Here is a 14,602-nt window from a genome sequence, read left to right as displayed (position 1 = left end):
AACCCGATCATTCGAGAAAACCGCTATATTTCCTGAAACATTTTCAGGAATTTCAGAATAATGGCCTCCGATCCGATTCCGGCCCCCGACAAGCCGCTCGACCTGCTCGACGTCGCGCTGTTCGTGCGCGCGGCGCTGCTCGCGAACGTCACCGCGGCCGGGCGCGAATTCGGTGTGTCGGCCGCGGTCGCGAGCGCGCGCATCGCGCAGCTCGAACGCCAGCTCGGCGCGCGGTTGCTGCACCGCACCACGCGCCGCATCAGCCTCACGCAGGACGGCGAAGTCTTCATGGCCCACGCCGACACGCTGCTGTCGGCCGCCGACGCCGCGCGCGCGTCGGTCGGCCACGGCCGCACCGAGCCGTACGGGCGGCTGAAAGTATCGATGTCGTCGTCGTTCGGCCGCCAGCATGTCGCGCCGGTGATTCCCGCGTTCCTGCGCCGCTATCCGTCCGTGTCGCTCGACCTGCGGCTGTCGGACGAGATCGTCGATCTCGTCGACGACGGTTACGACGTCGCAATCCGCCTCGGCACGCTGAAGGATTCGACGCTCGTCGCGCGCAAGCTCGCCGTGAATCGCCGCGTGCTGTGCTGCTCGCCCGCGTACCTCGCCGAGCACGGCACGCCGCGCCATCCGGCCGACCTCGCGCAGCACGAGTGCGTGATCCTCGGCGACCAGCGCGACTGGTCGTTCGCCACGCCGCAAGGCCCGCTCACCGTGCGGGTCGACGGCCGGCTCGTCGCGAGCAACGGCGAGGCGATCCGCGAAGCGCTCGTCGACGGCTTCGGGATCGCGATCAAGTCGACCTGGGACGTCGGCCCGCTGCTCGCGAGCGGCGCGCTCGTCACGGTGCTCGACGACTATCCGTTCGCGGAAGACATTGCGATCTGGGCCGTCTACCCGAGCCGCGCGCACGTTCCGCTGAAGACCCTCGCGTTCATCGCGTACCTGGCCGAGCATTTCGGCGATCCGCCGTACTGGGATCGCGCGGACGGGTGAACGCCGGCATACGCCCGGGGATCCGCCGTACGCACTGCCCTGGTGGCTACCCGTGGGGGATCTGGCGGCTATCCGATAGCTATCCGATACCAACCGGCTACAATGACGCGTTCGCGACGCCATGGCCCGCTGCCGAGGGGCCGCGCTCGCAGACGGCCGCCCATTGGCCGCGCACGCTTTTCATTCGCCTCCCAACCATCCCGTCATGACCCACAACCTCGTCATCCAGAGTCTTGCGCCGCTGTCGGACGCCCATCACAAACCGCTGCTCGCGCTGTCGCGCGGCACCCGCATCGTGCAGACCGACGATCACGCGCTGCGGATCGACAACGCGAACCCGGCGCAGCGCCTCGATATCGACGCGTACTGCGGCACGCACGCGCTCGACTTCGCGTTCGTCGAGGCCGGCCTCACGCTCGGCGATTTCGGGCTCGCCGTGATGGACATGGATTCGACGCTGATCACGATCGAATGTATCGACGAGATCGCCGATTTCTGCGGGCTGAAAACGCAGGTCGCCGAGATCACCGAAGCGTCGATGCGCGGCGAGATCCGCGACTTCAACGAAAGCCTGACGCGCCGCGTCGCACTGTTGGCCGGGCTCGACGCGCACGCGCTCGAACGCGTGTACGAGGAACGGCTGCAACTGTCACCGGGCGCCGAGAAGATGCTCGCCGGCGTGAAGGCCGCGGGCATGAAGACGCTGCTCGTGTCGGGCGGCTTCACGTTCTTCACCGAGCGGCTGAAGGCGCGCCTCGGCCTCGACTACGCGCATGCGAACACGCTCGAGATCGTCGACGGCAAGCTGACCGGCAAGGTGCTCGGCGAGATCGTCAACGCCGACGTGAAGGCGCGCCTGCTGCGCGAGACCTGCGCGTCGCTCGGCCTCGAGCCGAGCCGTGCGATCGCGATGGGTGACGGGTCGAACGACCTGAAGATGATGGCAGAAGCCGGGCTGTCGGTCGCGTTCCACGCGAAGCCCGTCGTGCGCGATGCGGCGACGGTCGCGTTCGATCACGTCGGCCTCGACGGGCTGCTGCGGCTGTTCTGATTCCGCGGAATCCGAAATGAAAAACGCCGGCGCGATGTTGCATCGCGCCGGCGTTTTGTTTTTCTGCGGAGCAGCGTTATCGGCTGGCGATCAGCCGAGTGCGGCCTGCATTGCGCGCTCGATATCCGCGCGCAGGTCGGCTTCGTCTTCCAGGCCGACATAGAAACGCACCAGCGTGCCGCGATGCGGCCAGTCCGGACGCATCGACGCCACGTCGTAGGGCATCGCGAGGCTGCACGCGCCGCCCCAGCTCCAGCCGATCGCGAACAGCTCGAGCGACTCGACGAAGCGGTCGATCTGCTCCGCACTGTAGCGTTCGTCGAACACCACCGAGAACAACCCGCCCGCGCCGGTGAAATCGCGCATGAACGACGCGTGCCCCGGGCAATCGGCAATCTGCGGGTGCAGCACCGATGCGATCTCCGGCCGCGCCTTCAGCCATTGCGCGAGCGCGAGCGCGCTCTTGCTGTGCGCGTCGAAGCGCACCTGCATGCTCGGCAGGCTGCGCAGCACGAGCGAACAATCGTCGACGGACACGCCGACCCCGCAGCGCATCCGCGCGAGCTTCAGCTTCGCGTGCAGTTCCGCATTCGCGGTGATCGTCGCGCCCATCAGCACGTCGCTGCCGCCCGACTGGTACTTGGTCAGCGCCTGCACCGAGATGTCGACGCCGTGATCGAACGGCTTGAACGCGAGCCCGGCCGAAAACGTGTTGTCGATCGCGGTGACGATGCCGCGCGCCTTCGCGGCCGCCGCGATCGCCTGCACGTCCGGCACTTCCATGGTCACCGAGCCGGGCGCCTCGATCCAGATCAGCCGCGTGTTCGGCTGGATCAGGTCGGCGATGCCGGCGCCGATCAGCGGATCGTAGAAGCGCGCGGTGATGCCGAAATCCTTCGCGAGCCAGTTGCCGAAATCGGCGTTCGGCCCGTACACGTTGTGCGGGATCAGCACGTCGTCGCCGGCTTTCACGATCCCGAAGTAGACGTTCATGATGGCCGCGAGGCCCGACGGCTGCAGCAGCGCATGCGTGCCGCCCTCGATCTCGGCGAGCCGCTGCGCGAGCGCGAGCGACGTCGGCGTCGCATGCAGCCCGTAGCGCCACTGGTTGTCGTTGTGCCAGACGAGCGCGCGCATCGTCGCGAGATCGGGGAACACGACCGTCGACGCACGCGCGACCGGCGGCACGAACGAACGGAAGCCTTCCGGGATCACGTCGTCGGGTTGAACGATGCGGGTTTGCAGCGCGCGCTTGGGAGTGGATGCAGTCATGACAGGAAGCCGGGCACGAGGCCGTTCGGTTGCGGAATATGTCGCTAGATTAGCCAAAATCGGCGCAATTGGCCCGGTACAATGCGCGCCGCGCGCACCGAGCCAGCGCGGGTTCAGTCGTCGGTGCGCAGGTTGACGACGCCGCTCACCGTCTCGATTTCCTGCACGCGGCCGTCGCGCACCTGCAGCGCCGCGCGCTTGCCCGGCGCGAGACGCAGCACGACGGGCTGCGGATCCGACTCGTCCGAATTCATCCGGTCGGCCTTCAGGTCGCCCGTCGCGTCGAAGCGGCCGACCCACACGCCCGTGATGTTCGTGCCGTCGTTCGATTCCTCGATTTCGAGCGTGTCGCCGTCGCGATCGCCCGCGAGCAGCACGACCTCGCCCGTATCGGCGAACTGGTATTCGCCGTGCACGCCTTCCTCGTCCGTCTTCGGGCCGAGATGCACGACGATCGGCCGGTCGCCGAGCGTGCCTTCATAGCGCGGCAGGCGGGCGAACTCGGGATTCGGCTTCAGCGGCCGCGCCATTGCCGGTTCATCCTGCTGCACGCCAGGCGCGACAGCCTGCGCGGCGGCCACGCCCGGCATCGCCATGCCCGCCGCCAGCGCGCCCGCGACGACGAGCGCCCGTTGCCATTGCGAATATCGACCCACCTTGTGTTGCTCCTTGCTTCAGATTCGCTCGAAAATCGCGGCGATGCCCTGCCCGCCGCCGATGCACATCGTCACGAGCGCATATCGGCCGCCGACACGCTGCAGTTCGTACAGCGCCTTGACGGTGATCAACGCACCCGTCGCGCCGATCGGGTGGCCGAGCGAAATGCCGGACCCGTTCGGATTCACCTTTGCCGGGTCGAGACCCAGTTCCTGCGTCACCGCGCATGCCTGCGCGGCGAACGCCTCGTTTGCCTCGATCACGTCGAGATCGGCGACCGTCAGCCCCGCGCGCGCGAGCACCTTCTGCGTCGCCGGCACGGGACCGATCCCCATGTAGGCCGGATCGACACCCGCATGCGCATACGCGACGAGACGCGCGAGCGGCTGCGCGCCGCGCTTCTCGGCGACACCACGCTCCATCAGCAGCACGGCAGCAGCGGCATCGTTGATGCCCGACGCATTGCCGGCCGTCACCGTGCCGTTCTCCTTCAAGAATACGGGTCGCAGCTTCGAGAAATCCTCCAGGCTCGCATCGTGGCGCACGTGTTCGTCGTGATCGAACACCACCGGCGTGCCCTTCTTCGAGCCGATCAGCTCGACCGGCAGGATCTGCTCCTTGAAGTAGCCGGCCTTTGCTGCATGCGACGCGCGACGGTGCGATTCGAGCGCGAGCGCATCCTGCGCGTCGCGTGAAATGCCGTACTTCGCCGCGACGTTCTCGGCTGTCACGCCCATGTGAATCGTCTGGAACGGATCGTTCAGCGCGCCGACCATCATGTCGACCGCACGCATGTCGCCCATGCGCTGCCCGAAGCGCGCGGCCGGGATCGAATACGGCGCGCGGCTCATGTTTTCCGCGCCGCCCGCGATCGCGATGTCCGCGTCGCCGAGCAGCACGCCCTGCGCGGCCGACACGATCGCCTGCAGCCCCGAGCCGCACAGCCGGTTGACCGTGAGCGCCGGCGCATGTTGCGCGACGCCGCCATCGATCGCGGCGACACGCGCGAGATACATGTCCTTCGGCTCCGTGTGCACGACGTTGCCGAACACCACATGGCCGACCTCGTCGCCCGACACCTGCGCACGCTGCAGCACTTCGCGCACGACCTTCGCACCGAGCGCGGTCGGCGCGATGTCCTTCAGGCTGCCGCCGAAATCGCCGATCGCGGTACGCACGCCGCTCACCACCACCACTTCACGTTGCATGTCGTCTCCTCATCCTGCTGATCGAATGAATCGTTCGTGCGGTGCCGTGGCCGGCGTGCGCATCCCGCATCAGCCTTGCATCAGGCGCTCCACCGCATCGCGGTGCGGGATCGGCGCGACCGCGCCGTAGCCCGTCGTCGACAACGCCGCCGCGGCGTTCGCATAACGCGCCGCCGCAAACGGATCGTCGCCCGCGACGATCCGCGCGACGAAGGCGCCGCCGAAGCAGTCGCCCGCGCCCGTCGCATCGACGGCCTCGACCGCGAAGCCCGGCACGACGCGCCGCTCGTTCGGCGTCGCCACGTACGCGCCTTCCTTGCCGAGCTTCAGCGCGACGACCTGTGGCCCGTGTTCGAGCATCGCATCGACGATCGCGTCGCGATCGTTCGCGCCCGTGAGCGCCGTCACGTCGTCCCAGCTCGGCAGGCAGATGTCCGTCTGGCGCAGCGCTTCGCGCATCACCGCGCGGGCGCGCGCCAGCGGCCACAGCTTCAGCCGCAGGTTCGTGTCGAAGCTGACCTTCGCGCCATTGCGGCGCGCGTGGTCGATCGCCGCGAACGCGGCATCGCATGCGGCCGTGCTGATCGCGAGGCTGATGCCCGACAGGTGCACGGCCTTCGCAGCAGCCAGCGCGTCGAGCGGCAGGTCGCCCGTTGCATAGCGACTCGCCGCCGAGCCTGCACGCAGGTAGTCGAACTGGTGGCCGTCGGCGCCGTGCGTGACGAAATACACGCCGGTCGGCGCCGTGCGATCGACACGCACGTACGTCGCGTCGACGTGTTCCGCGCGCCACATGTCGGCCAGCAGCCGGCCGAACGGATCGTCGCCGATCGCCGACACGAAGCCCGTCGACGCGCCCTGGCGCGCCGCGGCGATACAGAAGTTCGACGTGTCGCCGCCGAAGCCCTGCAGGAATTCAGGCCGGCCCGGCTGCGACTGGTTGAATTCGATCATCGCCTCGCCGAGCGCGAGGATCTCCGGAAATGCGGCGGTCATCGCTTACACCTCGCCCCACAGATCGTGGCCGTCGGCGCCCGTGATCTTCACGGACACGAAATCGCCGACCTTGTAGCGCTTCGATGCCTTCGCCGCCGGCTCGACATAGACGACGCCGTCGATCTCCGGCGCATCCGCGGCCGTACGGCCGATGCCGCCTTCCTCGCTGACTTCGTCGATCAGCACCTTGAGGGTCTTGCCGACCTTGCGCTGGATGCGGTTCGCCGACACTTCCTCGGCAACTTCCATGAAGCGCGCACGGCGTTCCTCGCGAACTTCATCCGGCAGCGCGCCGTCGAGTTCGTTCGCGGTTGCGCCTTCGACCGGCGAATACGCGAAGCAGCCGACGCGATCGAGTTCCGCCTCGCGGATGAAGTCGAGCAGCGTTTCGAACTGCTCTTCCGTCTCGCCGGGAAAGCCCGCGATGAACGTGCTGCGGATCGTCAGGTCCGGGCAGATCTCGCGCCACTTCTGCACGCGCTCGAGCACCTTCTCGGCGTTCGCCGGACGCTTCATGCGCTTCAGCACTTCCGGGTGCGCGTGCTGGAACGGCACGTCGAGGTACGGCAGCACGTGGCCCTTGAACGGGCCTTCGGCCATCAGCGGAATCACTTCGTCGACGCTCGGATACGGATACACGTAGTGCAGGCGCACCCATGCGCCGTACTGCGCGGCGAGTTCGCCGAGCGCGGCGACCAGGTCGGTCATGCGCGTCTTGATCGGCTTGCCGTTCCAGAAGCCCGTGCGGTACTTCACGTCGACGCCGTACGCGCTCGTGTCCTGCGAGATCACGAGCAGTTCCTTCACGCCCGACTTGAACAGGTTCTCGGCTTCGAGCATCACTTCGGCGACCGGGCGCGACACGAGGTCGCCGCGCATCGACGGGATGATGCAGAACGTGCAGCGGTGGTTGCAGCCTTCGGAAATCTTCAGGTACGCGTAGTGGCGCGGCGTGAGCTTGATGCCGGCCGCGGGCACGAGATCGGTGAACGGGTCGTGCGGCTTCGGCAGGTGCGAATGCACGGCCTGCATCACTTCGCCCACTGCGTGCGGGCCGGTGACGGCGAGCACCTTCGGGTGGACTTCCTCGATCAGGTTCGAGCCGCTGGCGCTCGACTTGGCGCCGAGACAGCCGGTGACGATCACCTTGCCGTTCTCGGTCAGCGCTTCGCCGATCGCGTCGAGGCTTTCCTGCACGGCTTCGTCGATGAAGCCGCAGGTGTTCACGACGACGAGGTCGGCGCCGTCGTACGTGCCGGAGATTTCATAACCTTCGGCGCGCAGTTGCGTGATGATCTGTTCGGAGTCGACGAGCGCTTTCGGGCACCCGAGGGATACGAACCCTACTTTGGGGGATTGGGACATCTGGAATGTGGGGGCGTGGCAGCAAAAGCGTGAGTTTACAGCGATTTAGGGGCGGCGAGCCAAAATGAGCGGGGGAAAGCGGCCGTGGCATGCCTGATCGGACAGGCACCCGATCGGCGGCGGATTCTGTGGACGGGGCGGATCCGTCCGTTTCTCATTGGGATCAGAACCTTGTTGGCCTGTCGTCAGCGGTGCCTCGAGCAAGAGGCGCTTGGCGACCTCCTGCGCACCGATCGGCGGCGAGCATATTCAAATGTTGTCGAAACCCGCCTCTGCATGAGAACAACGGCGCTTCGGCGCCGTCTTCGTTATGTCTTTCGCTTGGTGCACCGAAGGGATCAACGTCTGCAAATCAATTGAATCGTGCCACATCCAGACGGCGCAAACGCGTAATCGAGTGTAATGGATATCCAGCACGAGCAAGACTAAGTTTATTGCACGTGAATTCTCAAATTTCACGCTGAGAGCCCGAGTATCGCCGACCTTTAAAAATCGACCAATCTTATCTTATAAACATTAAATCGAGAAATATCATGAATGATCATACTCAATTTATTGATGAGCGCATTAATCACGCCATTTCTTCAGGCGTCGCTCAGGTACTGAATTGGCCCTCCCTGGCGGTACTCAACGACACGCTGTATTTGGCACACAAAGGCGCCGGCAGCGACAACAACATTCACTTCACATGGTACGACGGAAAAAGCTGGTCACGGGATACGATCGTCAAGAACGGCGCGTTCTGGACCACCCAGGCAGTTACGCTGGCAGCATTCGACAGCAAGCTGTACATGGCGCACAAGGGTGGCCTCGACAACAACCACGTCTACTATGCATCGTTCGATGGCACGCAATGGCCGGCTCGGGAACACACCGTCCCCGGTGACAGCACACTCCAGCCGGTCGCATTGCAGACATACAACCGGAAGTTGTACATGGCGCATAAAGGCTCGAACGACACCCGCATTCACTTCTACTCGTTCGACGGATCAAACTGGCATTCGGGCGGATATGTCGGTGTCGCCGGCGCCGAGACCACGCTGCCGGTGGCCCTGGCGGTTTTCAACGACAAGATGTACCTTGCATTCAAAGGCGTCGACAACAACAGCATTTATTACACTCGCTACAATCTCAACGAAAATACTTGGGACAGCCCCAAGAAAATCAACGACTGGGACTGGACCACTCAAGCGGTAGCATTAGCGCCATTCAAGGGAAAATTATATATGGCGCATAAAGGCGGCGGCGCCGACAATCAGGTTTATTTCAATTCGTTCGATGGGGCCAGCTGGGGATCGGACGCCGGCATTTCCGGCGCCATCACCAGCGAACCAGTCACCCTGGCGGTTTTCAAAGACGAGCTGTACGTGGCCTACAAGGATGCCAACAACTCGAGCATTCATTATGCAACGTTCGACGGGGGCAGTTGGGGGCCGGTACAAACCGTTCCCGAGGCATCGACGGCAACAAATTGACGCAATCGGGCGCATGCCAGGGTGTTTGCAAGGTCCCGGATGGTTCAACGGGCCGTAAGCGCGCCTGCATCGCGGATCAGGCACGCGCCCGGCCGATAGCTGCAGTCCGCTGTCGGCCGGCCCGAAGGACATGATCGACAACCCGCCTCGAATGTCATCTGCCGCCGCAATCTGGTGAGAAAATCGAACCCGTTGACCACTTCAATCCACCTACTACGGGGTTCGCATGACCACTCACATCACGATCGAATTCACTGAACACGCGGCAGAAGCCATCGGCGAGCAGACCAGCACCAGCTTTTCGTATGACCAGGGCGCGCACGTGCCGCAACCGGGCGACTTCGTCGAACTCGAGAATTCTCGCCAGACGTTTTTCGTGATCGGCCGCGTGTTTTCGCTCAAGGCCAACTACAGCGCCGTCAAACTCGTGCTCGACCTTCCTCCGCCGGACGGCGAGCAGGATTTCGATCAGGCGCACTGACGGACGACGAGAGTCGCGTTACGCCAGTCTGAACCGATGACCATGCAGCGCCTGCCCCGGCGTTGCGTCAGCATCACAACCCGCGTCAATCCTGTCTGGCCGGCACATACCGGGCCTGCATCAACCCGCTCGGCAACCGCTTCGTATCGTCGAGCCGCAGCAGCGTTTGCGGCAGGTCATTGCTGAACAGCGGAATCCCCTTCCCGAGCACGATCGGCACCCAGCTGAGCGTGATGCTGTCGACGACGCCGGCCGCGATGCCTTCCCGCACCGTCATGCCGCCGTCCAGATAGACGTGACGATGGCCTTGCTCCGCCAACTGGCCGAGCAGCGTCGTGAGCGCCCCGTCGAATGGTTCTTCGCCGTGGCGCGAAGCCAGTTCCCGACGGGTCATGACCACCATCCGCTTGCCGGCATAGGGCCACGGGTCAAATGCAATCACCGTGTCGTACGTGTTGCGGCCCATCACGATCACGTCGATGTCGTTCATCATCAACGTATAGCCGGTTTCATCCGGCGAGTCCGACGAAAACGCCTCCAGCCATGACAAATCACCGTTCTCACCGGCGATGAATCCATCGAGACTGAGGGCGAGAAACACGCTGACTCGAGGGCGCATACGGGAATCCTTTCATAAATGTAAGGACGACGAGTATAGCCACGATCGACGTGCTCTGCCGCGACGTTGGCAGGACGTCCCCGTTTACGGTTGTGGCATTCGCTCGCGTGCGGTGTCGCCCGCCATCCGGTCGATCGCCGCCCCGCTCTCCAGTGTCGAATTACGCACTCATGATCGCGCTCGCGGCCAGCCGCCCAAGCCGGGGCGCCAGGATCACGCCGGGATGCGCGACGACGGCATAAACCCCGGCAACGCCCGGCAAAAATCCGTTGATCGGCGCCCCGTCGTTCGTCATCGGCCGAAGCGCCGATTTCGCGGAGAGCGGCGTGAGGGTCGGCCGATCGGCAAACAGCGCTGAAATATCCGATGCCGTACGGGCAGCGAGATCGGCAAGCCCGCTGTGCCCCTCTTCCGGTGGATCCGCGGCCGACAGCAGGCTGCCCGACGGGCCGACACGAACCTCCAGGTCCCGCCCGTAGAGCAAGTGGCTGACGAGACCCGGCTCGGCCGAGAACCGCATCAAGACAGCCGGCTCCTCGCGAACAGGCAACGACACGCCCAGTCCCGCGGCGATGGCAACCGCGGAAGCAGCGTTCGCCAGGACGACGACATCCGCCGGCACCTGCCCGTGCGAGGTATGTACGCCGACAGCATGCCCATTGCGCATTTCGACCGCTTCGACTGCGCAACCGCACCGAACCTGTGCGCCGGCGGCTTGTGCACCGGCCAGCAACTGATGCGTCAGGTCGATCGGCTCGACCACGAAATCATCCGGTGCCCACGCGATCAACTCGGGAAGCCGAGCAAGACGCGGCTCCATCCGGGCCACCTCTCGACGCCCCAACGCGTCCATTTGCACGCCCGCCGCACGCTGCTCGTCGATCAGGGCAGCGGTCTGCGCATCTGAGTCCAGCCAGACAAGTGCCCCGCGCGTCGTCACCGGCAGTGGGCCCAGCTCACGCTCGAGCCTCGCGAACTCCGGAAGTGCTTCGAGCGTGCGGGAGAACCTGGACGGGTTTTCGGAAGGAAGCGCGCTGCCGGTACCCACCCAGCCGAACGACCAATGAGTCGCGCCGCCGGCAGGCGCCGTGTGCCGTTCCAGCAGCGTGACCTGTGCGCCCGATCGCGCAAGGTGCCATGCGATGGATGCCCCGACGATGCCACCGCCGACCACGACGACGCGCAGCGGGTTGTTTCCCATGAGTAACGTCCGGAAGTTGCGGGATTCCGACTATACCGTCCGCCCCTCTTCGCCGCTGTGAGGTTGCCGGGCACCTATCATCGCGCATCGTCTCGCCTTCTCGCGCCTGGCATCAAGACGATCAATCAATCGACATCCGCTGCACGTGCCGTTCCGGCTCACGAATCAAAAAAGCCCGCCGAGGCGGGCCTTGCTGAAACACCAGACTCGGCACTTCACCGCATGTCCGGAAACACCGGCGCCCTCAGGCACCGATCGAACCACAAAGCATCGTCTCCATCGCCGATCGGCCACATTTCCGCATCGAGTTGCGGCAACCCGGTCACCGGCGCTGAAGCGCGGTTATCGTCACCGGACGCCCCCGCACGCATCCACGCCGATTGCCTTCCGCCGGTGTCGCACGCACTCGCATGCGCCTGCGCTTCGCAGAACGCCACCGGCCGCACCTTCCCGCCGTCGACCGCACTCACCGAGCGGTACTGATAAACCGCACCGGTCGCCCAGTCCTCGCTCTGGCTGCAGACCCGCGCACGATGCTGCACATGGACCGCGCCGAAGCACGCATAGGAAATGTGCGCGCCACTCGCATCGTCGGGAATGAAATCGCAGTTTGCGTCGAAACCGGTGAGCGGGCCGCCCGTGTAATTCGCGAGCCATTTACGCTCGGCCTGCGCACGCGCGATCAACCCTTTGTTCGATTGATCGGCCAGCACGGCGGTGCGCCGATCGATTGCCTTGCGCACTTCGTCGACGGCAAGCGGGCGGCCTTCGTAATCGGCGTCGAGACGGTTGTTGCGCGCGTCGACCCAGCGGCGCTGGCTGCGCACCAGCATGTCGCGGATAGCCGTGTCCGGCGCGGCCTTCAGCGCACCCACGTACGCCGAATTCATGCGCGCGTCGGCCGCGCGAAGTACGGAGCTCGCGCAGATGCGCTTCTCGATCGGCTGCACGGCTTTGGCGCAATCGATCGCGAAGGCAGGTATCGCCACGCCAATGCCCATCATGAACATCGAAGCAAGACCAGCCAGCCTGCCGGCCCATGCCGTTCGAATCCCACGCATGCTCTCTCTCAGTCGGTTTTTTCTTGGCCGCACTGCATCGATACGGCATCGCCCGTCACGGCCTGTCATGCCCGGGCGCTGTGATCGCATTTCGCCGAAGGCGGCTTCCACGCGTCACCGAGCAGCGCCGTTATGGTACGCGCGCCTGCACGAACGCACACCATCGGGCGTGGTGCGCCCCGGTGTTCCTTCGCAGGTGACTGGATCTCGATCGACTGGACAACGGTCGTGCCCGCCCGAACCCGGCGCGTGCATGCGGTACCGACGGTCATGAACGACCGTCGGCGAGAGGGTCCGGCAGGCGGCGGCCGCACATCGTCGCGCCCGAACGCACGATCGGCCGACCCGCACCGCGCTGCTTCGCGGCACCGACGCCCGACGGGTTGCCCGCCGCGGTCGGCCTGCCGCGAAACCGTTACTTCTTTTCCGGCTCCGACGCGCCCGGCTGCTTGAACGGGAATGTGCTGAACATCGACTTCGCCTGGTTCTGCATCTGTTCCTGCATCTGCACGAACATGTTCTTCGACTGCTCGATGTAGCTGGTCATCATCCCTTGCATCATCGGCGCCTGCATGTTCATGAACTGCGACCAGACTTCCGGATTCATCGCATTGCCTTCGTACAGGTTCTTCGACTGATCCGTGAGCTTGTTCTGGATGTCGATGAACGCCTGGATGTTTTTTTCCAGGTACGTGCCCATCATGCCCTGCATCGCATGCCCGTAGAAACGGATGATCTGCGACAGCATCGACGACGAGAACATCGGCACGCCGCCGCTTTCCTCTTCGAGGATGATCTGCAGGAGGATGCTGCGCGTCAGGTCTTCGTTGGATTTCGCATCGACGACCTTGAAGTCCTCCTGCTCGAGCACGAGCTGCTTCACGTCGGTCAGCGTAATGTACGTGCTTGTCTCGGTATCGTAGAGCCGACGGTTCGGGTACTTCTTGATGAGCCGTTCGGCCGTCTTCTTTGTAGTAGTCATGTAACGCCTTTGAGTGCAGCGTAGCGGAAGTGACGAATCCCCGCCGCCCGAATCCGGGAGGCGGGGGCCTTCGGAAAACGCCCGGCTGCGCGGCCACCCGGCCCGCGCAGCGCGGACGCTCAGCCCATGTGCAGGCCGCCGTTCAGCGAGAAGTCGGCGCCCGTCGCGAAACCGGAATCGTTCGACGCGAGCCACGCGACGATCGAACCGATTTCCTCCGGCCCGCCGAGACGCCGCACCGGGATCGTCGCGACGATCTTCTCGAGCACGTCCGGGCGAATCGCCTTCACCATGTCGGTGCCGATGTAGCCCGGCGACACGGTGTTGACCGTCACGCCCTTCGTCGCGACTTCCTGTGCGAGCGACATCGTGAAGCCGTGGATGCCGGCCTTCGCGGTCGAGTAGTTGGTCTGGCCGAACTGCCCCTTCTGGCCGTTCACCGACGAAATGTTGATGATCCGGCCCCAGCCGCGTTCGACCATCCCGTCGATCACCTGCTTCGTCACGTTGAACAGGCTCGTCAGGTTGGTGTCGATCACGGCCGTCCAGTCTTCGTGCGTCATCTTGCGGAACACGACGTCGCGCGTGATGCCCGCATTGTTGACCAGCACGTCGATCTCGCCGACTTCAGCCTTGACCTTGTCGAATGCTTCCTTGGTCGAGTCCCAGTCGCCGACGTTGCCTTCCGACGCGATGAAATCGTACCCGAGTGCCTTCTGGTCCTCGATCCATTTCACGCGGCGCGGCGAGTTCGGGCCGCAACCCGCGACCACCTTGAAACCGTCTTTCAACAGGCGCTGGCAGATGCTGGTGCCAATGCCGCCCATCCCGCCCGTTACATACGCAATTCGCTGAGACATGAATCTCACTCCATTTTCTTGGTTTCGAGAGCTGCCTGAGGCCCCTCTGACTTCACGTGGCGCCGGCCGAAACCGCAATCGGCCGGCGCCCGGATTCGGTTCGCCGGTGACCGACGGCCGGTTACGGACGCTCGACCGCGAGCGCGACGCCCATCCCGCCGCCGATGCACAGCGACGCCAGCCCGCGCTTCGCATCGCGCTTGGCCATCTCGTGCAGCAGCGTCACCAGGATCCGGCAGCCCGACGCGCCGATCGGGTGGCCGATCGCGATCGCCCCGCCGTTCACGTTCACCTTCGACGTGTCCCAGCCCATCTGCTTGTGCACCGCCAGCGCCTGCGCCGCGAACGCCTCGTTGATTTCCATCAGGTCCAGGT

Annotated in this window: 14 protein-coding genes and 1 pseudogene; 4 read left to right on the top strand and 11 right to left on the bottom strand. The window is 64.8% G+C overall.

The features are described from left to right. The first annotated feature begins 60 nt into the window (after nucleotides 1-60). Both G3O06_RS25475 and serB read left to right on the top strand, forming a co-directional pair. A complete protein-coding gene (locus G3O06_RS25475; RefSeq protein WP_205817872.1) occupies nucleotides 61-999 on the top strand; it encodes a LysR family transcriptional regulator in 939 nt (312 codons plus the stop codon). 205 nt (nucleotides 1,000-1,204) lie between these two features. Beyond that, nucleotides 1,205-2,050 (top strand): phosphoserine phosphatase SerB, encoded by an 846-nt coding sequence (serB, locus tag G3O06_RS25470; protein WP_205817871.1) that lies wholly within the window; start codon nucleotides 1,205-1,207, stop codon nucleotides 2,048-2,050. 90 nt (nucleotides 2,051-2,140) lie between these two features. Here serB and G3O06_RS25465 read toward each other — a convergent pair whose 3' ends face one another. From G3O06_RS25465 to rimO, 5 genes are all read right to left on the bottom strand, one after another. After that, nucleotides 2,141-3,322, bottom strand: a complete 1,182-nt coding sequence (locus tag G3O06_RS25465) for a cystathionine beta-lyase (protein ID WP_174973033.1) — start codon at nucleotides 3,320-3,322, stop codon at nucleotides 2,141-2,143. Nucleotides 3,323-3,435: 113 nt separating this feature from the next. Continuing rightward, complete coding sequence (locus tag G3O06_RS25460) at nucleotides 3,436-3,978, bottom strand: hypothetical protein (protein ID WP_205817870.1); 543 nt, start codon at nucleotides 3,976-3,978, stop codon at nucleotides 3,436-3,438. 18 nt (nucleotides 3,979-3,996) lie between these two features. After that, complete coding sequence (bktB, locus tag G3O06_RS25455; RefSeq protein WP_205817869.1) at nucleotides 3,997-5,187, bottom strand: beta-ketothiolase BktB; 1,191 nt, start codon at nucleotides 5,185-5,187, stop codon at nucleotides 3,997-3,999. Between the two features lie 69 nt (nucleotides 5,188-5,256). Continuing rightward, nucleotides 5,257-6,183, bottom strand: coding sequence for a sugar kinase (locus G3O06_RS25450; protein ID WP_174916969.1), 927 nt, complete (start codon nucleotides 6,181-6,183; stop codon nucleotides 5,257-5,259). A 3-nt stretch (nucleotides 6,184-6,186) separates the two neighbouring features. Beyond that, nucleotides 6,187-7,548 (bottom strand): 30S ribosomal protein S12 methylthiotransferase RimO, encoded by a 1,362-nt coding sequence (gene rimO / locus G3O06_RS25445; protein WP_027787268.1) that lies wholly within the window; start codon nucleotides 7,546-7,548, stop codon nucleotides 6,187-6,189. A gap of 533 nt (nucleotides 7,549-8,081) precedes the next feature. Between rimO and G3O06_RS25440 the strand changes: the two genes are divergently transcribed. Both G3O06_RS25440 and G3O06_RS25435 read left to right on the top strand, forming a co-directional pair. After that, complete coding sequence (locus G3O06_RS25440) at nucleotides 8,082-9,023, top strand: hypothetical protein (RefSeq protein ID WP_205817868.1); 942 nt, start codon at nucleotides 8,082-8,084, stop codon at nucleotides 9,021-9,023. 226 nt (nucleotides 9,024-9,249) lie between these two features. Further along, a complete protein-coding gene (locus G3O06_RS25435; protein WP_174979843.1) occupies nucleotides 9,250-9,504 on the top strand; it encodes a hypothetical protein in 255 nt (84 codons plus the stop codon). A gap of 85 nt (nucleotides 9,505-9,589) precedes the next feature. On the opposite strand, the gene G3O06_RS25430 is transcribed toward G3O06_RS25435, so the two are convergent. The 6 genes and pseudogenes from G3O06_RS25430 to G3O06_RS25405 form a co-directional block, all read right to left on the bottom strand. Further along, entirely contained in the window at nucleotides 9,590-10,123 is a 534-nt protein-coding gene (locus G3O06_RS25430; RefSeq protein WP_205817867.1) for a dihydrofolate reductase family protein, read from the bottom strand. 160 nt (nucleotides 10,124-10,283) lie between these two features. Beyond that, nucleotides 10,284-11,324 (bottom strand): FAD-binding oxidoreductase, encoded by a 1,041-nt coding sequence (locus G3O06_RS25425; RefSeq protein WP_205817866.1) that lies wholly within the window; start codon nucleotides 11,322-11,324, stop codon nucleotides 10,284-10,286. 215 nt (nucleotides 11,325-11,539) lie between these two features. Next, nucleotides 11,540-12,385: a lysozyme inhibitor LprI family protein gene (locus G3O06_RS25420; protein ID WP_205817865.1), complete on the bottom strand. Its 846-nt coding sequence runs from the start codon at nucleotides 12,383-12,385 to the stop codon at nucleotides 11,540-11,542. Between the two features lie 415 nt (nucleotides 12,386-12,800). After that, entirely contained in the window at nucleotides 12,801-13,367 is a 567-nt protein-coding gene (phaR, locus tag G3O06_RS25415; protein ID WP_027784564.1) for a polyhydroxyalkanoate synthesis repressor PhaR, read from the bottom strand. 119 nt (nucleotides 13,368-13,486) lie between these two features. After that, nucleotides 13,487-14,227, bottom strand: coding sequence for a 3-ketoacyl-ACP reductase (locus tag G3O06_RS25410; RefSeq protein WP_166964704.1), 741 nt, complete (start codon nucleotides 14,225-14,227; stop codon nucleotides 13,487-13,489). 121 nt (nucleotides 14,228-14,348) lie between these two features. Beyond that, a pseudogene (locus G3O06_RS25405) lies at nucleotides 14,349-14,602 on the bottom strand (acetyl-CoA C-acetyltransferase); the annotation flags it as partial.

The organism is Burkholderia sp. Ac-20345 (assembly GCF_017104825.1).
Taxonomy (GTDB): domain Bacteria; phylum Pseudomonadota; class Gammaproteobacteria; order Burkholderiales; family Burkholderiaceae; genus Burkholderia; species Burkholderia lata_B.
Note: the sequence above shows the minus strand (reverse complement) of the source record. Positions and strands in the feature narration are given on the sequence as shown.

Excerpts from the sequence above, each read along its gene's own strand:
- rimO (WP_027787268.1), bottom strand. The coding sequence starts at position 7,548 with ATGTCCCAATCCCCCAAAGTAGGGTTCGTATCCCTCGGGTGCCCGAAA.
- G3O06_RS25410 (WP_166964704.1), bottom strand. The coding sequence starts at position 14,227 with ATGTCTCAGCGAATTGCGTATGTAACGGGCGGGATGGGCGGCATTGGC.
- G3O06_RS25420 (WP_205817865.1), bottom strand. The coding sequence starts at position 12,385 with ATGCGTGGGATTCGAACGGCATGGGCCGGCAGGCTGGCTGGTCTTGCT.
- G3O06_RS25430 (WP_205817867.1), bottom strand. The coding sequence starts at position 10,123 with ATGCGCCCTCGAGTCAGCGTGTTTCTCGCCCTCAGTCTCGATGGATTC.
- phaR (WP_027784564.1), bottom strand. The coding sequence starts at position 13,367 with ATGACTACTACAAAGAAGACGGCCGAACGGCTCATCAAGAAGTACCCG.
- serB (WP_205817871.1), top strand. The coding sequence starts at position 1,205 with ATGACCCACAACCTCGTCATCCAGAGTCTTGCGCCGCTGTCGGACGCC.
- G3O06_RS25440 (WP_205817868.1), top strand. The coding sequence starts at position 8,082 with ATGAATGATCATACTCAATTTATTGATGAGCGCATTAATCACGCCATT.
- bktB (WP_205817869.1), bottom strand. The coding sequence starts at position 5,187 with ATGCAACGTGAAGTGGTGGTGGTGAGCGGCGTGCGTACCGCGATCGGC.
- G3O06_RS25435 (WP_174979843.1), top strand. The coding sequence starts at position 9,250 with ATGACCACTCACATCACGATCGAATTCACTGAACACGCGGCAGAAGCC.
- G3O06_RS25475 (WP_205817872.1), top strand. The coding sequence starts at position 61 with ATGGCCTCCGATCCGATTCCGGCCCCCGACAAGCCGCTCGACCTGCTC.
- G3O06_RS25465 (WP_174973033.1), bottom strand. The coding sequence starts at position 3,322 with ATGACTGCATCCACTCCCAAGCGCGCGCTGCAAACCCGCATCGTTCAA.
- G3O06_RS25450 (WP_174916969.1), bottom strand. The coding sequence starts at position 6,183 with ATGACCGCCGCATTTCCGGAGATCCTCGCGCTCGGCGAGGCGATGATC.
- G3O06_RS25425 (WP_205817866.1), bottom strand. The coding sequence starts at position 11,324 with ATGGGAAACAACCCGCTGCGCGTCGTCGTGGTCGGCGGTGGCATCGTC.